At 59.8% G+C, this 19,558-nt stretch carries 26 protein-coding genes and 1 riboswitch; of the genes, 10 read left to right on the top strand and 16 right to left on the bottom strand.

Features of this window, described 5'->3' with window-relative positions; translation table 11 throughout:
* Window positions 1-179 precede the first annotated feature (179 nt).
* Entirely contained in the window at window positions 180-512 is a 333-nt protein-coding gene (gene fliE, locus ACIY1O_RS13290; protein WP_397475575.1) for a flagellar hook-basal body complex protein FliE, read from the top strand.
* On the opposite strand, the gene ACIY1O_RS13285 is transcribed toward fliE, so the two are convergent.
* The 6 genes from ACIY1O_RS13285 to ACIY1O_RS13260 all read right to left on the bottom strand — a co-directional run bounded on the left by ACIY1O_RS13285 (window position 509) and on the right by ACIY1O_RS13260 (window position 4,820).
* The gene (locus tag ACIY1O_RS13285) at window positions 509-823 is read right to left on the bottom strand and encodes an EscU/YscU/HrcU family type III secretion system export apparatus switch protein (RefSeq protein WP_397475574.1); all 315 of its coding nucleotides are present in this window, start codon (window positions 821-823) and stop codon (window positions 509-511) included. The two genes, fliE and ACIY1O_RS13285, sit on opposite strands and share 4 nt — an antisense overlap.
* On the bottom strand, window positions 820-2,079 hold the full coding sequence (fliK, locus tag ACIY1O_RS13280) for a flagellar hook-length control protein FliK (RefSeq protein ID WP_397475573.1): 1,260 nt from the start codon (window positions 2,077-2,079) through the stop codon (window positions 820-822). Before fliK ends, ACIY1O_RS13285 begins: the two co-directional genes overlap by 4 nt.
* A 28-nt stretch (window positions 2,080-2,107) precedes the next feature.
* A complete protein-coding gene (locus ACIY1O_RS13275) occupies window positions 2,108-2,443 on the bottom strand; it encodes a flagellar protein FliT (protein WP_397475572.1) in 336 nt (111 codons plus the stop codon).
* Window positions 2,444-2,505: 62 nt separating this feature from the next.
* The gene (gene fliS, locus ACIY1O_RS13270; RefSeq protein WP_397475607.1) at window positions 2,506-2,934 is read right to left on the bottom strand and encodes a flagellar export chaperone FliS; all 429 of its coding nucleotides are present in this window, start codon (window positions 2,932-2,934) and stop codon (window positions 2,506-2,508) included.
* Window positions 2,934-4,313, bottom strand: coding sequence for a flagellar filament capping protein FliD (gene fliD, locus ACIY1O_RS13265; RefSeq protein ID WP_397475571.1), 1,380 nt, complete (start codon window positions 4,311-4,313; stop codon window positions 2,934-2,936). Before fliD ends, fliS begins: the two co-directional genes overlap by 1 nt.
* A 114-nt stretch (window positions 4,314-4,427) precedes the next feature.
* Window positions 4,428-4,820, bottom strand: a complete 393-nt coding sequence (locus ACIY1O_RS13260; protein ID WP_397475570.1) for a flagellar protein FlaG — start codon at window positions 4,818-4,820, stop codon at window positions 4,428-4,430.
* Window positions 4,821-5,008: 188 nt separating this feature from the next.
* On the opposite strand from ACIY1O_RS13260, the gene ACIY1O_RS13255 reads away from it, so the two are divergent.
* From ACIY1O_RS13255 to ACIY1O_RS13245, 3 genes are all read left to right on the top strand, one after another.
* Window positions 5,009-5,770, top strand: a complete 762-nt coding sequence (locus ACIY1O_RS13255; protein WP_397475569.1) for an RNA polymerase sigma factor FliA — start codon at window positions 5,009-5,011, stop codon at window positions 5,768-5,770.
* A gap of 129 nt (window positions 5,771-5,899) precedes the next feature.
* Window positions 5,900-6,532, top strand: a complete 633-nt coding sequence (gene ribA, locus ACIY1O_RS13250; protein WP_397475568.1) for a GTP cyclohydrolase II — start codon at window positions 5,900-5,902, stop codon at window positions 6,530-6,532.
* Window positions 6,529-6,741 carry a hypothetical protein gene (locus tag ACIY1O_RS13245; protein WP_397475567.1) on the top strand — a complete coding sequence of 71 codons (213 nt, stop codon included), beginning with the start codon at window positions 6,529-6,531 and terminating at the stop codon, window positions 6,739-6,741. Before ribA ends, ACIY1O_RS13245 begins: the two co-directional genes overlap by 4 nt.
* Before the next feature lie 56 nt (window positions 6,742-6,797).
* On the opposite strand, the gene dbpA is transcribed toward ACIY1O_RS13245, so the two are convergent.
* Both dbpA and ACIY1O_RS13235 read right to left on the bottom strand, forming a co-directional pair.
* On the bottom strand, window positions 6,798-8,153 hold the full coding sequence (dbpA, locus tag ACIY1O_RS13240) for an ATP-dependent RNA helicase DbpA (RefSeq protein WP_397475606.1): 1,356 nt from the start codon (window positions 8,151-8,153) through the stop codon (window positions 6,798-6,800).
* Window positions 8,154-8,333: 180 nt separating this feature from the next.
* A complete protein-coding gene (locus tag ACIY1O_RS13235; RefSeq protein WP_397475566.1) occupies window positions 8,334-9,224 on the bottom strand; it encodes a pirin family protein in 891 nt (296 codons plus the stop codon).
* Window positions 9,225-9,481: 257 nt separating this feature from the next.
* A riboswitch (yybP-ykoY riboswitch) is annotated at window positions 9,482-9,675 on the top strand.
* Window positions 9,676-9,682: 7 nt separating this feature from the next.
* Here ACIY1O_RS13235 and ACIY1O_RS13230 point away from each other — a divergent pair.
* Complete coding sequence (locus ACIY1O_RS13230) at window positions 9,683-10,258, top strand: TMEM165/GDT1 family protein (protein WP_397475565.1); 576 nt, start codon at window positions 9,683-9,685, stop codon at window positions 10,256-10,258.
* 24 nt (window positions 10,259-10,282) lie between these two features.
* Here the strand turns inward: ACIY1O_RS13230 and ACIY1O_RS13225 are convergent, their stop codons facing one another.
* On the bottom strand, window positions 10,283-10,849 hold the full coding sequence (locus tag ACIY1O_RS13225) for an NADPH-dependent FMN reductase (protein WP_397475564.1): 567 nt from the start codon (window positions 10,847-10,849) through the stop codon (window positions 10,283-10,285).
* 159 nt (window positions 10,850-11,008) lie between these two features.
* Here ACIY1O_RS13225 and ACIY1O_RS13220 point away from each other — a divergent pair, with 159 nt between their 5' ends.
* Together ACIY1O_RS13220 and ACIY1O_RS13215 are read left to right on the top strand one after the other, a co-directional pair.
* On the top strand, window positions 11,009-11,467 hold the full coding sequence (locus tag ACIY1O_RS13220; protein WP_397475563.1) for a hypothetical protein: 459 nt from the start codon (window positions 11,009-11,011) through the stop codon (window positions 11,465-11,467).
* Window positions 11,464-11,964: a CinA family protein gene (locus ACIY1O_RS13215; RefSeq protein WP_397475562.1), complete on the top strand. Its 501-nt coding sequence runs from the start codon at window positions 11,464-11,466 to the stop codon at window positions 11,962-11,964. Before ACIY1O_RS13220 ends, ACIY1O_RS13215 begins: the two co-directional genes overlap by 4 nt.
* A 95-nt stretch (window positions 11,965-12,059) precedes the next feature.
* Here the strand turns inward: ACIY1O_RS13215 and ACIY1O_RS13210 are convergent, their stop codons facing one another.
* The 7 genes from ACIY1O_RS13210 to ACIY1O_RS13180 form a co-directional block, all read right to left on the bottom strand.
* The gene (locus ACIY1O_RS13210) at window positions 12,060-12,626 is read right to left on the bottom strand and encodes a hypothetical protein (RefSeq protein WP_397475561.1); all 567 of its coding nucleotides are present in this window, start codon (window positions 12,624-12,626) and stop codon (window positions 12,060-12,062) included.
* A gap of 198 nt (window positions 12,627-12,824) precedes the next feature.
* Window positions 12,825-12,947, bottom strand: coding sequence for a hypothetical protein (locus tag ACIY1O_RS13205; RefSeq protein ID WP_397475560.1), 123 nt, complete (start codon window positions 12,945-12,947; stop codon window positions 12,825-12,827).
* 168 nt (window positions 12,948-13,115) lie between these two features.
* Window positions 13,116-14,477, bottom strand: a complete 1,362-nt coding sequence (locus tag ACIY1O_RS13200; protein WP_397475559.1) for an MFS transporter — start codon at window positions 14,475-14,477, stop codon at window positions 13,116-13,118.
* A 16-nt stretch (window positions 14,478-14,493) separates the two neighbouring features.
* On the bottom strand, window positions 14,494-15,306 hold the full coding sequence (locus ACIY1O_RS13195; protein ID WP_397475558.1) for a thiosulfate oxidation carrier protein SoxY: 813 nt from the start codon (window positions 15,304-15,306) through the stop codon (window positions 14,494-14,496).
* Window positions 15,307-15,324: 18 nt separating this feature from the next.
* A complete protein-coding gene (locus tag ACIY1O_RS13190) occupies window positions 15,325-16,332 on the bottom strand; it encodes a YeeE/YedE family protein (RefSeq protein ID WP_397475557.1) in 1,008 nt (335 codons plus the stop codon).
* A gap of 6 nt (window positions 16,333-16,338) precedes the next feature.
* Window positions 16,339-17,634, bottom strand: coding sequence for an NAD(P)/FAD-dependent oxidoreductase (locus ACIY1O_RS13185; protein WP_397475556.1), 1,296 nt, complete (start codon window positions 17,632-17,634; stop codon window positions 16,339-16,341).
* A 3-nt stretch (window positions 17,635-17,637) separates the two neighbouring features.
* Entirely contained in the window at window positions 17,638-17,991 is a 354-nt protein-coding gene (locus tag ACIY1O_RS13180) for a c-type cytochrome (RefSeq protein ID WP_397475555.1), read from the bottom strand.
* Between the two features lie 258 nt (window positions 17,992-18,249).
* On the opposite strand from ACIY1O_RS13180, the gene ACIY1O_RS13175 reads away from it, so the two are divergent.
* The 3 genes from ACIY1O_RS13175 to ACIY1O_RS13165 all read left to right on the top strand — a co-directional run.
* Window positions 18,250-18,909, top strand: a complete 660-nt coding sequence (locus ACIY1O_RS13175; protein ID WP_397475554.1) for a TetR/AcrR family transcriptional regulator — start codon at window positions 18,250-18,252, stop codon at window positions 18,907-18,909.
* An 11-nt stretch (window positions 18,910-18,920) separates the two neighbouring features.
* Window positions 18,921-19,352 (top strand): VOC family protein, encoded by a 432-nt coding sequence (locus ACIY1O_RS13170; protein ID WP_397475553.1) that lies wholly within the window; start codon window positions 18,921-18,923, stop codon window positions 19,350-19,352.
* A gap of 12 nt (window positions 19,353-19,364) precedes the next feature.
* Window positions 19,365-19,558, top strand: a 194-nt coding sequence (locus ACIY1O_RS13165) for an SRPBCC domain-containing protein (protein WP_397475552.1), incomplete at its 3' end; no start/stop codon positions are given.

The following is a 19,558-nucleotide window of genomic DNA, read 5'->3' as shown; positions in this document are numbered from 1 at the left end:
AAGCGCGGGTTTTCGAGCGCAGTTCGGCTTTACGCCGTGCGTATGGCGCCCAGGACGCGGATTGGTGGTCGATGCAGATGGTAATCGAGAGCGGCGCCAGGTGTATGAGCGAAATAGCCGGGTATTTTGACGGCTAATGCCTCGCTTGCATCCCGGCGGACTCGGCTAAAGTTAGCGCCATGGCTATCTCGAACTTAAGCAATATCGAATCGATCCTGGCGCAGATGCGCGAGGTTGCCCGAGCGGCGTCCGGCGCCGAGGCCCGTGCGGCCGAATCAGCGCCGGCATCGGGCGGCTTCGCCGCCGAGCTGCAACGCTCTTTGGAAAGAGTATCGGCCATGCAGCACGATGCAACGCAACAAGCCAAGTCGTTTATGGTGGGCGACCCGGATGTTTCCCTGAACAATGTGATGATAGACATGCAGAAGGCCGGCATTGCGTTCCAGGCCACGGTCCAGGTGCGCAATCGCCTGGTTGCCGCGTATCAGGAAATCGCCAGCATGCCGGTCTAAGGCTTGGCAAGGTCCGGATTTTCGGACCCTGATTCAAGTTTATAGAGCCAGGCCAACAATTGCGCCACTGCCTGATACAGTTCCGGCGGAATGTGTTTGTCCAGATCCACCTGCATCAGCAGCCCGACCAGCTCCGGAGATTCGTGTACATACAGGCCGTGATCCCGAGCCGCACGCATGATGTTTTCGGCGACCGTCCCATACCCCTTGGCCACGACACGCGGGGCCGCGTCCGACTTATCGTAGGCAATGGCGACCGCGCTGGTCCGCTGCAGCGCCGGCTGGCCGGAGCCTGGCGTGTCTGCCGTCATGTTTTCTTTTCCTCGAGTATGGTCAGTTGGCTTAGCGTCAACCCGGCGTCGTGGAAACCTGCACGCAGGGCCTGGTCATTCTGAACGAGGGTCTGCGCGCTTTGCGGCGCAACCAATCGCATGACCACCTGTTTGTCATGCAGGGAAAGTCTGGCCTCGACTTCACCCAACGAAGGCAGTTGCAGTCGGAGGCTGGTGGCCCAATGAGTACCGGCTTCGTCGGGCAGGCCATCTTCATTTTGGCGGGCTATCTCCCACTCCATTGACGCATCCGGCCAAGCATCGCCACGCCAGTTGAAGACTTGTCCGGCCAGGATCTCAAGTTGTTGTCGTACGATGGGTTGCGTGTCGGGATGCAGTCCTGTCAGTGATTGTGAGGAAGAAGCGCTTGCTTGAGCCGCGGCGGTAGTGGGGCTGCGTCCTTCGGAAGATGTGCCTTCAGTGGCCTGGTTCGGAGTTTGTGTGGTGGTTGCCGCAGCATTTGGCGCAGTAGCGGCCGCTTGGTGAGTTGCGGTCTGGCCGGCCGGGGCGCTTGGGCGCGCTTGCGGCTCTTGGTTCAGTTGAGCCGCGCTGCGCTTGCCCAAGGCAAGATCATGCAAATGAGATTCGTAGAAGGCTCCGCTTTGTTGCAAGGCCATCGAAAGAGCTTGCATGATCTGCGCCGACAGGCCGCCGGTGGCGCCGGCCGAGGCCGCTACGGGTACGCCCTGACTTGCCGCGGAAGTGGAGCCCGCGGCGGTTGTCGCGCTTCCTTGAGCGCTGGGCGCGGATGCGCCGCCTGGCGCTCTGGTTGAAGTTCCAGCGGACGCTGGCGATGCGTTCGCGTGGCCCGGGCCCGACTGAAGCAACGGATTGCGGCCGCGTACCGGCGGGGCCTGGTCGGGGAAAAGCGAAAGCAGGGCCAGGATGGTTCTGGCGGCACGACCCAGCGTCGTGGGCGCAGAGGGCGTGCTTGATGTGTCGATTACGGCACGCGTGTGCCGCGAGCCAGGCGGCAGGTGTTGCAACCTGCCGCTTTCGGCCGGTTGGCGTGCCTGGCGCCCGACCTGGGCCTGGGCTTTTTCTATGGTTTCCGGTAAAGGGCGACCGCCCTCATTGTGTACCGGGCTGATACGGGCCGCGTCGGCAAGCTGCGCGACGGCATCCGACCGGGCCGCATTGACGATCTGGCTTTGTTGCGAAGCTTGTACGCTTAGGGCGGTGTCGAGCCGTCTGATTAGGAGCGTACCAAGATTTGAAGACCCGCCGATGCTCATGGGTGGGCTCCTGTGGGTTCAGACCGCCTCAATGCCGGTCTGGAGAGGTATTGCAGTAGGCCTCCAGCACGTTCTGGTGGCGCTTCATGGCGCCCAGCATAGCACCCAATCTTGCCATTTCGGGTGCGGCCAGATTGCGGATGCGCGCATCGTCATCGAGTATTTTAGTCAGGAGCGATTTGCGCGCGAGCTTGTCGTCGCTGCCCAACTGCGCCAAAGGCCGAAGTAGCTCGACCGCAGCGCAATACTGCTGGCTGAGCGCGATGACGGAATCCCAGTCGTTGGCTTCGGCCAGTTTGAGCATTTCTCCGGAGATTTCCGCAATGCGTTGGTAGCGGAGCACGATGGCAGATGAGTCGGGCATGATGAGTTTGTGTCTATGGAACCTGGCGGGTTCGCAGGCTGAGCCGTTCGGGCGGTTTTAAATTAGGCGGGGGTTGTTTCTTTCGCGGTGCTGGCTGTTCGCCATGCGTCGCCGATGTCGCCGAGCAGCTGTTTGGCAAGCTCGAGCTTTTCGGCGTCTGCATGGAGGTTGGCCTGAAGCAGGTTATAAACGATAAGCTCGTAGGTGGCCGCCAGGTTGCGTGAAAGTTCACCGCCCGCTTCCATGTCGAGGCTGGCCTTGAGGCCCGAGTCGACGATGTCGATGGCCTTGGATATGGCGTTGCCGCGACCCTGGATATCGCCATTTTGCATGTACAGCCCCGCCTTGGCGATTGCCGCCAGCGCACCGTCGAACAGCAGGGTGATCAGTTGCTCGGGCGTTGCGCTGAGCACTTGGGTTTCGAGGCCGATGCTGGCGTAGGCGCCGACGGAGCGGGAACCGCGCGCGCCGCGCGGCGAAGAGTAAGTCATCATGATTTCTCGTTGAGATTGCCCAGCATGGATAGTTGCTGGGCAAGATAGCTGCTTACCGAGCTCATTTGCGCCATCATGCTGTCAAGCGCCGTGAACTGGCGCCGGTAGCCTTCCATTTTGGCGTCGATGCGAGCCGATGTGTCGTCGTACTGCCGCTGCAGCTCGGTGATGTTGCGGTCGGTGCCATCTTTGGCGCCCTGGATATAGCCTTTGCTGCCCAGGAAGTTTTCGGTCATGGCTGTAAAGCGCTGCGCTAACCCGCCTTCGCCGGCCAACAACTGCCTTACGTCGCCCAGATGGTCTTTGATGCCCGCCGCCAGCTTGTCGTCGTCAACTTCCAGAAGGCCCGATGACGGGTTGGTCGTGATGCCCAATTGCGACAAGGTGCGCACGACCCCTTCGGATGTAAAGCCATTGAGTGCATCGCGTGCCTGTGATTGGGCCCGGCGCGCCAGAGAGTCGCCGGTTAGGGCGCTGCCTTCTTGAGTCTCGAGGTTGTACGACGTGAGCGATTTGATGGTGTTCTGCAGGTTGTTGTAGGCCGTGACGAAGGCCTTGACCGCCTGGGTGGAAGAGGCGTTGTCGCGCTCTACATTCAGGGTGCCGGACTCGCCTGCCTTTGCCAGTGTAAGGGTGACGCCCTCGATGGCGTCCTCGACCTGATTGGCCTGGCTGCTGATCTTGATGCCGTTGATGAACAGGACGGCATTTTTGGCTTGCTGTTCCTGGATGTCGGGGTTGCTTCCTTCGCTGTCGAAACCAATAAGCGTCTGCAGTTCGGTGTTGCCCGCGACAACGATGCTTTCGACCGCGGCCTTTTCGCCGGTGGAGGTGGCTGTCAACATGAGGCGGTGCGGCTGGTCTTCGCCGTCGTTGATGACGGTTGCGCGCACGCCCAGGCTGGGGTCGGCTTCATTGATGGCTTTAATAAGGCCGTTTATAGAGGTGTCGGCGCCGTCGAGGTCGAGCGTTTGCTCGGTGCCGTCGGCCAGCTTGATGGTGACGACGCCGCCTGCGCCAATGGTCTGGCTGCGGTCGGCCACGCCTTTGGTGACCAGGGTCTGGGCGCTGGCCAGCGTATCGACCTGAATGTCGTATTGCCCGGCGATGGCCTTGTTGGTGGCCGAGGCGGTATAGGCGTCGGTGGAAACCGTGGTTTTGAGGGCGCCGTAGGTGTCGTCTTTACCGAGCTTTTCGGCAGCGGTTTTGAGCGCTTCGATGGAAGACTGGATTCGCCCGTAGGCGGTGAGCCGGTTTTGGGCTCCTACCTGCTTGCTTTGAATGAGCGCCAGCGCATGATTTTCGCTATTGCGAAGATCGGACAGCAGCTCTTCGAGTGGCAGGCCGGACCCCACCCCGATAGAAGATATGGCCATGGTTGAACTTCTCCTGATGAAGGTATTGTGGGGCAACCGCCTGGGTTCCAAAGTGCCCGACAAGCGCAATATGTATGCCTAAATTAGCTCTTTGCCGTGAAAGAGCAAGGTGTTTCAGGCGCTGGTGCTGACGCTTTGCCCTTGTAACTGGACGATCATTTTGGCGATTTTTATCACTGCGTCGCTAGGCACGGTGCGCAACACCTCGCCCGACACGCTGTCCACGATGGAAACGACCACTCGCTGGGCATCGGGGTCGATGTCGAAGCGCATGCCCGTCGACCATGCCTTGAGGCTGTTGTTGACGTCTTCAAGGGCTTGCTCCAGCGGTTTTCCGGTGGAGTCTTCGTGGCCCGCCTGGCGCGAGGCAGAGTTGCTCGTGCCGACCGTCTCCGCCGCGGGGGTAACCTCGCGGGCCGGTTCCGGCAGCGGTGGGCGCTCGATTTCAAGCGAAACCGGGTTCATGGGAATAGAGGCTGAAGAGGCCGGCGTAAGTGGATTGACCATCAGGAAAGCTCCCGAGCAGTATTGATGGCTGAGGTTACGGCGCCCGCGACGGATTCTTTAATTCTTCGCAGTGGGATCGTGGCGTCAATAGGTCGAACAGGCCGTTAAAGTCCTACTTGATCCGGTCGTTTGATGTTGCATGTCGGGCGAAAATAGCATTTGTCGCTAGTTCCCGCCTTTTTTCACGAATGCTTAACTCTGAAGATCTGCTCGTCAGGCAGCACACTCCATTGGTGCGTAGAGTGGCCTTGCAGCTTGTTGCCAGGCTGCCGGCCAATGTCGAGCTTGACGATCTGATGCAGGCGGGAATGATGGGCTTGCTGGATGCTGCGCGCCGCTATCGAGAAATGGCCGATGCCCAGTTTGAAACCTACGCGACCACGCGTGTTCGGGGCGCAATGCTTGACGAACTGCGCAGCCAGGATTGGCTGCCGCGCAGCGTTCGCAGTAAGTCGCGCCAGATAGAAACCGCCATTCATGAGCTGAATCATCGGCTGCTGCGGGCGCCCACCGAAACCGAAATCGCCGATGAGCTTGAGATTTCCCTTGAAGATTACCAAGGCATGCTCGAAGAGGCGAGGGGCGTCCAGATTCTGCATTACGAAGACCTGGCGCGCAATCAAGGCGAGGTCAGTGAAGGCGCCGATGCGGCGTTGGCCGGCGCCCAACAGCCCACTTGGGACAACCCCCTTGAGCGATTGGTGTCGCAAGGCCTGCGCGTGGCCTTGGTCGAGGCGATCGAAGCCTTGCCTGAGCGCGAACAGCTTCTTCTTTCGCTCCAGTTCGAGCACGATCTTAATCAAAAAGAAATCAGCCACACGCTGGGGGTCACCGAAGGGAGGGTATCGCAGTTGCGCACGCAGGCGGTAGGCCGGATCAGGGCTTATCTGGCGCAAAGCGACTGGAGCGTCGAGCCCAACGAGGGTTACGCCGAGTCCAAGCTGATTTAAGGCGGCTTTCAAAGCGGACGCCATCCGCCCGTGCCGGCCATTTGCGGGTTATTGCTGCTCCGAACAGTGTTAATCTTCTATCTGCGGAACCAGGTCGGTGCACCTTCGCGCCACTAGGCCCTCTGTTCCGTGCGGGAACAGATACCGGAAGAAAAATTGGATTACGTCGCATCGTGCAACCTGCCCACTCCATGGGCGGTGTTTCAACTACATGGTTTCGTCAAGCCTGAAACAGGCAAAGAGCATCTTGTTCTAACCCTCGGAGACGTGGGCGACGGACAAGCTGTGCTCGCTCGCGTCCATTCCGAGTGCCTGACCGGCGATGGCCTGTTCAGCCAGCGTTGCGACTGCGGCGCCCAGCTCGAGACGGCTCTCAAGACCATCGCCGAGGAAGGCCGAGGCGCGTTGCTTTATTTGCGCCAAGAGGGGCGCGGCATCGGTCTGCTTAACAAAATTCGGGCATACAACCTGCAGGACCAAGGAGCCGATACGGTCGAGGCGAATGAGCAACTGGGCTTTCCGGCCGACATGCGCCGCTATGAACTATGCAAGCCCATGCTCGATCATTTCGGAATGGCAAGCCTGCGATTAATGACAAACAACCCGCGCAAGGTGGATCAGTTGCGTGCCGCCGGCATTGATGTGGTCGAGCGCATTCCATTGCAAGTCAATCGCAACCCCCACAACGAAGGCTATTTGCAAACCAAGGCCCTAAAGCTGGGGCATTGGCTCAAAGCCAACTTGACCGAGCCCGACCGATGAGCGGCTGGTACATTTTGCCCAATGGCAACATTCGCCACATTGACGGACTTGAGATCCAGCCCGAGCGCGAGTGGTTTCCCACCGAACAAAGCCTGCTTGCCTATGCAGAAGCCCAGCGCGCCGCGGGCAATTCGGAAGTCTGGATTGCCCGGCGGGTTATGAGCTTGGCGGTGGAATGCGAACTCTGGGTGCGGGACAACCTGACGTAAGGCCGGTTTGCCGGGAGGCAGAATCTCCGCATGAGGCTTGCCGCAAGGCAAAGCGCCTACATGAAGCGCATTTTGAAACGCCGGCCCTTGATGGTGCCGTTGGCAAGCTTGTCATAGGCTTCGTCGGCCACAGAGCGCTTCAGGGCGACAAAAGTCACAAAATCGAATATGTCGATTTTCCCCAAACTGTCAAAGGGCAGGCTGGCGTCCTTGGTCAGGGCGCCGACGAGGTCGCCCGGCCGCAATTTGTCCTTGCGGCCTCCTTGTATGCACAAAGTGATCATGGGGGCTTCGGCCGGGCGGGCCCCAGAGCGCGGAATTGAATCGGCGCGACGCCAGGGAAGGGGGCGGCCCTGGTATTCTTCGATGCGCTGGGCGCGATACAGTTCGCCGGAGTCGGCCAGGCTCAGCGCCAGTCCGTCGGCGCCGTTGCGGCCGGTGCGTCCGATGCGGTGTACATGTACCTGAGCTTGGGCGGGAAGTTCGACATTGATGACGGCGTCGATGGTTTCGATATCCAACCCGCGCGCGGCAACATCGGTTGCTACCAGCACCGAACAGCTTTGGTTGCCGAATTGCACCAGGATGTCCTCGCGGTCGCGCTGCTCCAGATCGCCGTGCAAGGCTAGCGCCGAGAACCCCCGCGCTTGCAGAAACTCAGCCAATTCGTGCACCTGGGCCTTGGTATTGCAAAATGCCAGGGTGGACACCGGCCGAAAGTGCGTGAGCAGGCGGGCGACCGTTTCCAAGCGCTGATCAGCTGTGATTTCGTAAAAATGCTGCTCTAGCCGACTTTCGGGCAACTGCCCCTCTACCCGCACTTCGATCGGGTTGCGTAAAAAGCGGGCGGCGGCTTTCTGGACATTGTCGGGGTAGGTGGCGGAAAAAAACAGGGTCTGCCGCTTTTTTGGGCAGGCCGCGGCGATTTCGACCATATCGTCATGGAAGCCCATGTCTATCATGCGGTCTGCCTCGTCCAGGACCAGGGTGCGAAGACCGGATAGATCGAGGGTCTCGCGACGCAGGTGGTCGCAGAAACGTCCCGGCGTCGCGACGATGATGTGGGCGCCATGCCGTAAAGAGTCGATTTGTCGTTCAAGCGATGCACCGCCGGCCAACACCAGCACTTTGATGTTGCCGGCATAGCGGGCCAGCCGCCGCAGCTCTTGCGCCACTTGGGCAGCCAGTTCACGCGTGGGACACAGCACCAGCGCCTGTATCCCGAACCAGGCCGGCTTGAGCGTATGCATGATGCCCAACCCAAAAGCGGCGGTTTTGCCGCTGCCGGTCATGGCTTGCGCGATAACATCACGCCCTTCGAGTATGGGCGGCAGGCTGTGCTGCTGGATCGGCGTCATGTGCCGATAGCTGAGTTGGTCGAGATTTTCGAGCATGGCCTCTGAAAGCGCCATGCTGCGAAATGGAAGGGGAGAGCTCACCGGAGGCCTGGTCAAGTTGGCGATGGAAGCCTGATTTTAACAGGCGCGCCTGGCGGGCCCGCTTTGGCGGCAGCCGTTCAGGGCTCCACGCTACTGAGCCGACCGAACGGGCTTGCTTAGATTGCTACCGCTTACGCGCCCCGATCCTTGCTGCTATTTGTGTTGCTGATTGCCGAACATGCCTGCCTGGAAGTCTTCAAACGCCTCTATGAGCTCTTGGCGGGTGTTCATCACAAAGGGCCCATGCTGTGCGATCGGCTCATTCAGGGGTTTGCCGGCGATCAAAAGGGCTTTTGCGGGCCCGTCAGTTTCCAGGAGCACGCCGTCCGCCTCGGGGTCGTTGCGCAGCAGGCCCATGGTCTGCTCGGGGACAGCTTGTTCACCCACGCGCACATTGCCCCGATATACATAGATGAAGGCGTTGGCGCCTGCCGGCAGGGCTTGTCTGAAGGCCCCCGGCCCTTCGAAGTGGATGTCGAGATACAAAGGTTCCGTTACGGCTCTTTGCATTGCCCCCTGAATGCCGTGGCTGGCGCCGGCTATGACACGGACACGGGCATTCTCGATTTTGATTTCCGGAATGTCCGGGCTTTGGATGTCGCGATACCAGGGATCAATCATCTTGTCCTTGGCAGGTAGATTAAGCCATAGCTGGAACCCCTCCATGCGGCCCTCTGCTTGCTCCGGAAGCTCGGAATGGACAACGCCCTTGCCGGCGGTCATCCATTGAACGCCACCGTTTTGCAGCAGGCCTTCATTGCCATAGCTGTCGCGATGCCGCATCTGACCGGCGATCATGTAGGTGACTGTTTCGAAGCCTCGGTGCGGATGGTCGGGAAACCCGCGAATATAGTCATCGGCTTCGTCGCTGCCGAAGGCGTCCAGCATCAGGAAGGGGTCGAGACGGCGTTGCAGGTCTTGGGTCAGCACCCGGTTCAGTTTCACGCCGGCGCCATCGGAGGTGGGCACGCCGGATACCAGCCGCTCGACGGTGCGAGAGCGTACGACTTGTTCGCTGCGGGTTGCTTGTACGGCTTGGGTCATGATGGATACTCGCTTGATGTGTCCGGCGTGGCCGGGGATATGGGCTTTAGGAAGACGAGCGCCGTGCGCTGCGAATGCCTTGATTGCCCTAGGATGATGGTTTTTATTATATGAAGCGGGAAACACAGCGGGAAGCGCCTGAGGAGGAACACATTGTTCCAGTTATGAGCTATATGAAGCCTGCCAGCCGGCGCGGTCGGCGCGTCGGCGCCGTCAGACGGAGCGGCAGGCGGCCGATTTTCCACGTCGTGTACAATCTTGGCGTCATCAGGGAGTAGCCGCGCCCCGCAATGGGGCGGTCTGCGTCAACATACTTGGCCGTACAAGGCCATGGCGCTTACAGCTTCCGGGTAGTATTACCCGTACATGGCCTGGCAAGACTTTTGACTGTCGCATCCCGTCGTCGGCCGGGGCGCGGCAGTCGATCGTGCAAAGCCGGCTATGGAACCTCAATCAACATGCAAGCTTTTTTCGTTTCCACCGGCGTGGTGGCATTGGCTGAAATCGGCGATAAAACGCAATTGCTGGCCTTTATTCTGGCTGCGCGTTTTATGCGGCCGTGGCCGATTATTGCGGGGATAGCCTGCGCGACCCTGCTGAACCATGGCCTTGCCGGTGTGTTGGGAGCATGGATACCGTCGGTGGTCCAGCCATCGACCCTGAGATGGCTGCTGGGGTTCTCTTTCATCGCCATGGCGGTTTGGGTGCTTATCCCAGACAGAATCGACGATGACCATACGCCTTCAGCTGGCCGCCTGGGCGTGTTCGGCGCCACGGTGGTGGCATTTTTTCTGGCTGAAATGGGCGACAAAACGCAGGTGGCGACCGTGGCGTTGGCGGCCAACTATGCGTCAGTGACAAGCGTAGTGTTGGGCACGACGTTTGGAATGCTTGTTGCCAACGTGCCGGCGGTTCTGCTTGCCCGCAAGTTCGTTGAGCGCGTGCCGATGAACCTGGTCCATGGAATTGCGGCGTTCATCTTCCTCGTGCTGGGCATACTGACCCTGTCCGGCGTCGGACAGGGTTTGTTCTAGGACAGCTGGATCAGTGGATGCTGATCAGGCGCGCAGTGTCTTGAGCGCCTCGGTCCAACGATAAAGTTCGTCCAGCATGGTGTTTGCGGCGTTGTCGATTAAGTCGTTCGACATGAACTTGCGGTTTTCATCCAGCAAGGTGGCGACCATCGGAACAGCCACGCCTTCAACCATGGGCATCATCTTCAATGTGGTGACCAGTTGCTTTTCCAACTGCACGGCGCGCATGCCGCCCGAGACTCCGCCATAGCTGACAAAGCCGCAAGGCTTGTAGTTCCATTCTTTGTAGACAAAGTTAAGGGCGTTGACGAAAGAGGGCGGTGGGCCGTAGTTGTATTCCGGAGTGACAAAGGCGTAGGCATCGGCCTGCGATACGCTCGCGCTCCAGGCCTTGGTGTGTTCTTTTTCATACTTGCGCTGCACGGGATGATTGGCTTCGTCGTACAGAGGCAGATTGAAATCGGCCAGATCAATCAGCGAGACGTCGAACTTGCCGTGCCGGCCGGCGAAATCCTTGAACCAGCTTCCGACCGAGGGGCCCACGCGGCCGGGACGAGTGCTGCAAATAATGACTTGAAGCTTAAGCGACATTTTTGAGATCTCCAATTGGGCTTGATGCAATCTACCCGCCATGGCGCACAGGCCAAAGCCGTGTCGAGCGCGGACGGGGGTATATCCGGCATTCTACACACCCTTTTGGGCGCGCTACTTGCTGGGTAGGCGATGCGATCATTTCGAGGAGCCATACTCATGAACAAAACGCTCATCTCCGCCACCGTAGTGCTTTGCGCAGGCTTGGCGGCGTGTGCCGCCCCACGGGACACTACCCAGCTATCGCAGAAGACGGTGCATTATGCTTGCGGGCCCCAAGGCGCCCAGCAGCCTTTGACGGTGCAATACACTTTTCAGGGAGCCGAAGCGCTTGCGGCTAAAGTCATATACAACACACAGGCTGTGGATTTGACACGAGCCACCGCAAGTAACGCCGACATGGTTGGAAACACGTTCAGAGGCAACGGCTATACGTGGACCACCGATAAGTTCAACTATGACACTGTGGGCCAGACCCAGGGCAATATGCTGACGCAAGACGTCGTGCAAACCGTCAATGGGCAGCAAACAACCGTGAGCAATATCATCGCGAATAACTGCATGGTTGCCGGCCCGGTCAGGACTCATCCGGACAACACCGACAACACGCCACAATGAGCGAGCTTCACGCCGTGGCGCGCTTCATGGAGCACTGCGGCCTGGTGCTCGTCACGGCCGAGTCCTGCACAGCGGGGCTGATCGCCGCGCACTTGGCCGATGTGCCGGGGGCCGGCCGACTTCTTGACTGTGCGTTTGTCGTCTATTCGCCGGAGGCTAAAGTGCAGTGCCTCAATATCAGTGAAGACACTTTACGCGCACACAACCTGACCAGCGAGCCTGTAGCGCGCGCGATGGCCTTGGGGGCTTTGTCCAATAGCAGGCGGGCGAATGTGGCAATTGCCAATACCGGGCTGGCGGATGGCAGCGACCCCCATCTGCCTGCAGGCACCCAATGCTTTTCCTGGGCGTTCAGGGGGCACCCGGGTGAGCCTGCCCGCCTCTTTTCGGAAACGCGGCGCTTCACCGGCGACCGCGTTCAGATCCGGGAAGCCAGTGCCATGTATGCGTTGGAGCGCCTTCCGATCTATTACGAAAAGGCGCATTCGGACGGATAAGAGCCGCTGTGGTCTTTAGCGGCGAGTGTGTGGGCGAAGTTAACGCCGGCGACCTGCGGCGGTCGCCCTCCGGCGCGGTCGGTGCGCCGCACTGCTTATTGGGGACGAGGGCTGCGGGTTGGATCGAAGTCTTCCCAACGACCCTGGCTCCATCGCCCATGGGCGCGTTCCACCTCTTTTCCGCCCGCATTACGCAGCACGGCGGCGACGTCCGCCTGGTTTTCAGCAGTCGTATGTACCGCCAGCAGCACGCCTGCCCGGCGTCCCTCGGTCGCTTTGGCGCGGGCGGCTTCGAACCGCCCTCGTTGCCGTGGGCGGCCCAGCGAATACATGGCGCCGGCAAGAGAGCCGATGTACGCGCCCACTGCCATGCCGCCGACAATGAATAGGGCCGGAGCAGACAGCAACCAGATCACGACTCCGCCCAGGGCGGCGCCCACAATACCCAGCAGCGCCGCGCCGACCACCGCGGTTGCCGGCGCACCTTTGGAATCCGGGTCGGCGGCGCGGTCGCCGCCCAAAGGATAGCGATCATGCCATCCCGCAGGGTTGACGAAGAAAGTATGCAGTTCATCTCCGGCCACGCCTTTCTCCATTAACGAGGCCGCGGCCCTTTCGGCTTCTTCAAAGGTGTCGAATCGGGCGGCTATGATTAGTGCCATGCTGCGTTCTCCTTCTTGTGTCACGTCTCACGGCGTGAGTTGCGTTTTTTTGCACTTAAGAAGGAGCAATAAGCATGCCGACTTTCAAACGCCGGATAACGAACTTTCCGGGCGAGAGGGCGTCAAGTCCGGCAAATGGGGCGGACGGCCTTAAGCGCGCCCGGTTCGCGGCCCGCTTTTTTTTGACCATGGCCGTCCTCACCGGCGGGCGGAGGCCGCAGTTATCTTTTGCGCCTGCTCGGATCTGTCCATCCACGCCAGGATGAGGAGCAACGTAGCGCCCAGACCATATAGAATCAATGGAATGCTTTCATGCGACATGACGGTCTCCCTTTCAGTAAAAAAGCACAACGTCGCTGCTTCAGCAATTAGCATGCCTGGGAAAAGGCCGGGTCGACTCGGATGATCGATTTACGTCAATGGGCCGGTGGTGCGCGTGAAAGGAATCGGAGGTGTATTCGTGTATTCGACAGCGCAGGCCGCCTGGCATCAGTGTGTGATGTCGACTTCCTTGGTTTCCTTGCCCAATAGCAGGGCTATCAGCGTAAGGGCGCTCATGGCCGACAGATACCAGCCCACCAGGGTTGGGCTGCCTTCGCCCATATTCCATAGCCATACCGCGATGAAAGGCGCCACTGCCGCACCCAGGATGGACGAAACGTTATACGACACGCCTGAGCCGGTGTAGCGCACATTGGTGGGAAACAGCTCGGGCAATAAGGCGCCCATCGGGCCGAAGGTCCAGCCCATCAGGCTGAAACCGATAATAAGCCAGGCCATCACCCCGATGAAGCCGGCGCTTAGCAACGGCGTCCAGAAGAACCCGAAAAGCATGATGGCCAGCGTTACGGCGATAAGGGTTTTGCGGCGGCCGAAACGGTCGGCCCACGGCCCGGACAAGAGCGTGAAGATACCGAAGAACACCACGCCCGCGATCAACATCAGAACGAAATTGTTATAGCTGTAACCCAGCCCGGCAAGCCGGCCCACGCCCGGATCGACCGGAGCCCGCCCGTAGCTGAGTGAGAATGTGGTCATCAGGTAGAACAGCACATAGGTGGCAAGCATGTAGAAGGTGCCCAGGATCAGCTCACGCCAGTGCGTGCGCGCCACTTCACGCAAGGGCAGCTTGACCACCTTGCCGGTGGTTACGGCCTTTGAGAACGCTGTGCTTTCAACGAGGTTCAGCCGCACCCACAAACCCACGATGACCATCAACGCCGAGAACAAGAAGGGAATACGCCAGCCCCAATCAAGAAATGCTTGAGACGGACGCGAGGGGTCTTCCGAAGGCAGCAGGGCGGCCACGATCAGGAACAGGCCGTTGGCGATGATGAAGCCCAGCGGCGCCCCCAGTTGGGGGAACGTGCCATACAGGGCGCGTTTCCCTTTGGGCGCATTCTCGGTGGCCACCAGCGCCGCGCCGGACCATTCACCGCCGATGGCAAAACCTTGCGCCAAGCGCAGCACAACCAGCAAGGCGGGCGCGAACCAGCCGATGGCGTAGTAAGTGGGGAGCAAGCCTATCAGGAAGGTGGCGATGCCCATCGTAAGCAGGGCGGCAACCAAGGTGGTCTTGCGCCCTACCTTGTCGCCCAGATGGCCGAAGAATACCGCGCCCAAGGGGCGGGCGATCATGGCGGCGCCAAAGATGGCGAAGGAAGACAGCAAGGCTGTGGTTTCGTTTCCGGGCGGGAAGAATAGGTGCGGAAAGACCAGCACCGCAGCCGTGGCATAGACGTAGAAATCGTAGAATTCGATGGTGGTGCCGATGAGGCTGGCGAAAATGACACGAGAGCGGGAGTTGGCCGGTTGTGCCGGCGTCGCGTCGGATGATAGGGTGGTGGACATGATGTGTGCGCTGTCTTTATGACAAGCGAACCGTTTCTGTTTCTTCTACGGTTTTGCCGGTGTCTTCCACCCACTTGAAGAGCAGGGTGCCGGCCTCGTGGGGCGCGGCATCGAAGCGCAGATAGGGGTTGGCCGCCAACGACCGGAAGAAGGACGAACGCAGCACCAGCCTGTCATCCAGTGTGATCTCAAGCGATTCGATAATGCGTTGTTCAGGTGTATTGCCTTGTGCGTCTTCGGCAAGCCCCGTGATCATGGGGTGAGAGATCATGGTTGTCACTTCGTTTGTAGACCCTACTTTCCACGCCTTGGGGACACGCACGCGTGCGTTCATTTCGTTCGAGGGATCGGACTGCGCGGGCGCGATGCAGCCGCTGGTGGTGACGCGCACGTCGCGCTGTGCCAGCAAGACCCGGCCATCTTCGGCATGAGCCACCGCTACGACCGTTTGCGACTCGCTGAGCCTGATGCGGGTGGAAAGGCTTAGGGTGGGCACTTCCGGGCCAAACTCGAACACCGCCACTTCGGGCGTGGGATTGCCTGTCGCGAAAAGGCTTAGGCGTGTAATGCGCCCGCCTTCAACAGCCTTGATGGAAAGCGGCACCGACGAGCCGTCTTCTGCAACCAGCGGCAAAGAAAGTTCGAGACCTTGTGTCTCGACCTGTGCGTCGCCCACCGCATCAGCAATAGCCGGCGTTTGCCGCCATGCGTTCGCCAGGACGGTGGACGGGGCCAAGGCAACTGCCGCGCCGGCGACCGCCAACCCCAGCAGGCGCCGCCTTGCCGGTGAGGCTGCAAAATGAGAGGGAAAGGATGAAGCCGTTTTCATGGAAGCAGAGTAAAGCAATTACGCGTAGGTGCGTAAAAAATTCAGGCGTGCGCCGATTACGATGGCGGCGGAGGCGATCATTGAGCTGTAGGCCAGTGTAGACAGCCCGGTAAGGCCCTGGCCTATGGAGCACCCGAACGCCAGTGCGCCGCCCGAACCCATGAGCAGCCCGCCAACCACGTAGCGCGGCATCTGGCGTGCAGTGTCGAAGCCTTCAAGTCGGCATTGTCGACGCAGCAGCGAAGAAAAAAACGACCCGGCGACCACGCCCAGCACCACCGCAATGCCGAAGCGCAAGCTCATGCCCGTGGCGATCATTGCATATTGTATTGTATCGCCGATGGGTGCTACGAAGGTTAGCGATACAACCGGCACCGGGTCGAAATCATCGGCGCCCAGCCAGCCGGTGGACGCCCAGCCGGCCATAATTAACAGGCCGATGACGGCCCCGGCGACAAGGTCGGTTGTGCGCCGGCCCGACTCACGTCGGCGCAAGGCAAACCAGAGCAGCGCCGCTGTCGCAAGCAACGCCACCAGGGTTCGCGGCAAGCCTTCCGGCAGAGTTACAGAAGAAGGTGTGAAAGTGGTGTCGCTCGCCAGCCACAGACGCAGCGGAGCAACAAGCCCAGTCAGCGTCATGTAGGCGGCAATACCCAAGCACAGCAGCACCACCAGCGAACGCAGGTTGCCCTGACCCAGCAGCACCAGCGCTCGGGCGCCGCATCCGTTGGCCAGAGACATGCCGTATCCGAACATCAGGCCGCCCATTGGCAGCAACAGCCAGGAGTACGAAGGCATGTAATACAGTGATTGCGTCAGGTCGATGACGCCCGCGCCGGCAAGCATTTGGGTGCCCGCCAGCGCGACCGCAAGCGCCATTGCAAAGCCATGCAGCTTGTAGCCATGGTTGCCGGACCAGAATTCGGTTAATCCGCGGTGCAGACAAAAGCCGGATATCTGCCCGCTGGCCCCGAAGACCAGCCCGATGGCCAGCCCGGCCCACAGTACAAGTTCAATATGCGTCATGGCTCCTTAAGCGCGCGTGCCCCATGTATCCAGTGCAATGGCGTTGTACCATGCCTCGCCATACTCTGCTTCCAGTTTACGGAACTCGGCATCGCCGTCCATGGGGCTGACTCCGCCCGAGGCCTCGGCCAGTTTGCCGTCCTTCAATTCGTAAAGGTGGGCTACCGAGATGCCGTAGTCGGGGGCGATCAGGCTGTAGCAGGTGTTGGTAAACGAGGCCTGAGCCGGCTCTTTGCCTTCCAGCGAGTTGACGATGGCGGCGGCCGCCACCTTGGCTTGCGCGTTGGCCGAGAAGCCCGACTTTGGCATGGGGGCGGCAAGCGTGGCGTCGCCAACAACATAGATGCCTGGCACACGCTCTGATTCAAACGATTGGTGCTTGACAGGCACCCAACCGCTTTCGTCGGTAACTCCGGCCAGCTCGGCGATGGCGCCGGCCTTTTGCGGCGGAATCACGTTAAGCACGTCAGCCTTGTGAATCTCGCCGAACTCGGTTTCCACCGACAAAGTCTTGGCGTCGACCCGTACCACCTTGCCGTCTTTAGAAAGGGGTACCCACTCGATAATGTCACTGTAATGCCTTTCCCAGCCTTGCTGGAACAGGCCCTGCTTCGAGAAAGCGTCCTTGGCGTCGAGGATCAGCAGCTTGGATTTCGGTTTGTTGTGCTTGATGTAGTGCGCAACCATGCTGGCCCTTTCGTATGGCCCCGGAGGGCAGCGGAAAGGGTTGTCGGGGGCGACCATCACGAAGGTGCCGCCATCGCGCATGTCTTGCAGCTGCTTTTTAAGTAGAACCGACTGCTCGCCAGCCTTCCAGGCGTGAGGCGCCAGCTTGGAGGCTTCTTCGTCGTAACCTTCGAGCGCATTCCAGCGAAAATCAATACCCGGGGAAAGCAGCAGCTTGTCGTAGCCGAGTGCTTCGCCGCCGGCGAGACTGACCTTGCGTTTTTCGGCGTCGACGCCCGTGGCAAAGTCGTGCACCACCTTCACTCCCAGCGAGCGCAGTTCGTCAAAGCCGTGGCCTTGTTGCTCGAACGTGCGCAGGCCGCCGAAATACAGGTTGGTGAAGGGGCAGGTGTAATAGGTTTTGGCGGGCTCAACCAAAGTTACGTCGATGGCCGGGTTGCGGCGCTTGATGTATTTGGCAGCCGTGGCTCCGCCGAAGCCCCCGCCAATTACCACCACACTGCCGCCCGAGGCGCGCACGTAAGCGGGGAAGGACAGCAGGGCGGCGCCGGCAGCGGTGGCCTTGCCGACATTCGCCAGCCATTGGCGGCGTGAAAGCTTGATGGGATTGTTCATGGCTTAGCGGGCTCCCTGGCTGGATTGGGCTTTGATCTGCGAAAAGTGGTGTGCCAGCGCTTGCAGCTCTTCGTCGCTGAAACCGCGCGTCAGGCGATCCATGATGGTGGTTCCGGGCGGAGGCGCTTCCGATTTGAACGCCCGCAAATGGCCCAGAAGCACGCTTTCGGGACGACCGGCGATAGAAGGAATACCGCCTGGCGAGCGGCCGTCGGTGCCATGGCAATTGGCACAGGCGCCGGCCAGCACCGTCACGTCGAAAGTGGATTGGCCTGCAGTGGCGGACAAGGGCGCCGAGCCCGCAAGCACCAGCGCAAACGCCGCAACTGCGCGCGCCGCATTCATTGCTGTACGCATAGAGTCATGCCTTTAATGGTTTTGTAAGGTAACGCATAGTAACGACGGAAATCTACTCTGCAAACAACCATTTGGGACGAAGCATATTACTTTTAGAAATAATGGCCAGGATTAATACGAAAGGCTAAGGCGGAACTCAGGCTTTTGATCCAGCTTAAAACGTTTGATCATACCAACTGGTTGGTTTAATATTAGCCGAGCCCTTGGTATGTTTTCTTTAAAAAAATCGGCTTGGGGAAAGTTTCAGCAAAGAATGTGATGAATCAGAACAACGTAAAAAATCAATCGGAAGCGTCGCCTGCCGCGACCCGTGTTTCTGCCCGGGGTGCTGCGTCCCGCCTGCGCATCCTTGATGCGGCTTTGGAGACGTTCCGCGCGCAAGGTTACGCCGCCACCACAGTCGACGACCTGTGTCGTGCCGCCGGCGTCACTAAAGGTAGTTTCTTCCACCATTTCGAAAGCAAGGAAGCCGCAGCGCTGGCAGCAATCGTCCATTGGAATGAAGTTACGTCCGAGCTGTTTTCAAACGCGCCTTACTGGGGAATTCAGGACCCACGCGAGCGCTTGCTTTCTTATCTTGATTTCCGGGCGGTGTTGGTCCAGGGCGAGCTTCCCCAGTTCACATGCCTGCTTGGAACCCTGGTGCAAGAAACCTTTGCCAGTCATCCGCATTTGAGGGCTGCGTGCGATGCCGGTGTTGAAACTCATGCGCAAACATTGGTGTCTACCATTGAAGACGCCCGCAAGCGTTATGCGCCTGATGCCCGGTGGAGCGCTGAGAGCCTTGCCCGCCATACCCAAGCCGTGCTGCAAGGCGCCTTCGTGTTAGCCAAGGCGGCTGGCGAACCGGGCCGCGTCACCGACTCCATTTCCCACTTACGCCGTTACGTAGAGATGTTGCTTCCCACACCCACCTGAAGGAGAGACCCATGAGGATAGAACCCTATCTTTCATTCAACGGCCGGGCCGAAGAGGCCATGGATTTTTATGAACACGCACTGGGCGCTCGGCGCGAGACGGTGATGCGCTACGCAGATTGCCCCGAGCCCATACCGCCCGAACACATGCCACCGGGCGGTTCGCAAAAAATCTTGCACGGCAGCGTGTTGATTGAAGGGCAGCGGCTGATGCTCAGCGATGGTTCACCGGCAGAAACCGAAGGCTTCAGCGGTTTCAGCCTGACGCTTCAATTTGACGCTGAAGCTGAGGCGCGCCGCGCTTTCGACCAATTGTCGGACAAGGGGCGCGTGACCATGCCGCTCGGACCCACGTTTTTCTCGCCTTGTTTCGGCATGCTTACCGATCGTTTCGGCGTGCAGTGGATGGTGATGGTTGTGCCAGAATCCTCGCCCCCAGCTTGAAGGAACTGATAAATGCCTTATTCATTGACCCAAATCCGTGTCTTCAATGCTCCTTCAGAACGCGTGTACCGAGCCTTGATCGACCCTGCCGCGATCGCCAAATGGAACCCGCCCGACGGCTTCACCGCAATCGTTCATGAGCTGGACGCCCGTGTAGGAGGGCGGTTCCGCATCTCTTTCATCAACTTTACCAACGGCCAGGCGCA

The organism is Pusillimonas sp., assembly GCF_044464525.1.
Taxonomy (GTDB): domain Bacteria; phylum Pseudomonadota; class Gammaproteobacteria; order Burkholderiales; family Burkholderiaceae_B; genus Pusillimonas.
Note: the sequence above shows the minus strand (reverse complement) of the source record. Positions and strands in the feature narration are given on the sequence as shown.

Bases quoted from the DNA above. Each gene is read 5' to 3' on its own strand.
- fliE (WP_397475575.1), top strand. From the start codon at position 180: ATGGCTATCTCGAACTTAAGCAATATCGAATCGATCCTGGCGCAGATG.
- ACIY1O_RS13285 (WP_397475574.1), bottom strand. From the start codon at position 823: ATGACGGCAGACACGCCAGGCTCCGGCCAGCCGGCGCTGCAGCGGACC.
- fliK (WP_397475573.1), bottom strand. From the start codon at position 2,079: ATGAGCATCGGCGGGTCTTCAAATCTTGGTACGCTCCTAATCAGACGG.
- ACIY1O_RS13275 (WP_397475572.1), bottom strand. From the start codon at position 2,443: ATGCCCGACTCATCTGCCATCGTGCTCCGCTACCAACGCATTGCGGAA.
- fliS (WP_397475607.1), bottom strand. From the start codon at position 2,934: ATGACTTACTCTTCGCCGCGCGGCGCGCGCGGTTCCCGCTCCGTCGGC.
- fliD (WP_397475571.1), bottom strand. From the start codon at position 4,313: ATGGCCATATCTTCTATCGGGGTGGGGTCCGGCCTGCCACTCGAAGAG.
- ACIY1O_RS13260 (WP_397475570.1), bottom strand. From the start codon at position 4,820: ATGGTCAATCCACTTACGCCGGCCTCTTCAGCCTCTATTCCCATGAAC.
- ACIY1O_RS13255 (WP_397475569.1), top strand. From the start codon at position 5,009: ATGCTTAACTCTGAAGATCTGCTCGTCAGGCAGCACACTCCATTGGTG.
- ACIY1O_RS13245 (WP_397475567.1), top strand. From the start codon at position 6,529: ATGAGCGGCTGGTACATTTTGCCCAATGGCAACATTCGCCACATTGAC.
- dbpA (WP_397475606.1), bottom strand. From the start codon at position 8,153: ATGGCGCTTTCAGAGGCCATGCTCGAAAATCTCGACCAACTCAGCTAT.
- ACIY1O_RS13235 (WP_397475566.1), bottom strand. From the start codon at position 9,224: ATGACCCAAGCCGTACAAGCAACCCGCAGCGAACAAGTCGTACGCTCT.
- ACIY1O_RS13230 (WP_397475565.1), top strand. From the start codon at position 9,683: ATGCAAGCTTTTTTCGTTTCCACCGGCGTGGTGGCATTGGCTGAAATC.
- ACIY1O_RS13225 (WP_397475564.1), bottom strand. From the start codon at position 10,849: ATGTCGCTTAAGCTTCAAGTCATTATTTGCAGCACTCGTCCCGGCCGC.
- ACIY1O_RS13220 (WP_397475563.1), top strand. From the start codon at position 11,009: ATGAACAAAACGCTCATCTCCGCCACCGTAGTGCTTTGCGCAGGCTTG.
- ACIY1O_RS13215 (WP_397475562.1), top strand. From the start codon at position 11,464: ATGAGCGAGCTTCACGCCGTGGCGCGCTTCATGGAGCACTGCGGCCTG.
- ACIY1O_RS13210 (WP_397475561.1), bottom strand. From the start codon at position 12,626: ATGGCACTAATCATAGCCGCCCGATTCGACACCTTTGAAGAAGCCGAA.
- ACIY1O_RS13205 (WP_397475560.1), bottom strand. From the start codon at position 12,947: ATGTCGCATGAAAGCATTCCATTGATTCTATATGGTCTGGGCGCTACG.
- ACIY1O_RS13200 (WP_397475559.1), bottom strand. From the start codon at position 14,477: ATGTCCACCACCCTATCATCCGACGCGACGCCGGCACAACCGGCCAAC.
- ACIY1O_RS13195 (WP_397475558.1), bottom strand. From the start codon at position 15,306: ATGAAAACGGCTTCATCCTTTCCCTCTCATTTTGCAGCCTCACCGGCA.
- ACIY1O_RS13190 (WP_397475557.1), bottom strand. From the start codon at position 16,332: ATGACGCATATTGAACTTGTACTGTGGGCCGGGCTGGCCATCGGGCTG.
- ACIY1O_RS13185 (WP_397475556.1), bottom strand. From the start codon at position 17,634: ATGAACAATCCCATCAAGCTTTCACGCCGCCAATGGCTGGCGAATGTC.
- ACIY1O_RS13180 (WP_397475555.1), bottom strand. From the start codon at position 17,991: ATGCGTACAGCAATGAATGCGGCGCGCGCAGTTGCGGCGTTTGCGCTG.
- ACIY1O_RS13175 (WP_397475554.1), top strand. From the start codon at position 18,250: ATGAATCAGAACAACGTAAAAAATCAATCGGAAGCGTCGCCTGCCGCG.
- ACIY1O_RS13170 (WP_397475553.1), top strand. From the start codon at position 18,921: ATGAGGATAGAACCCTATCTTTCATTCAACGGCCGGGCCGAAGAGGCC.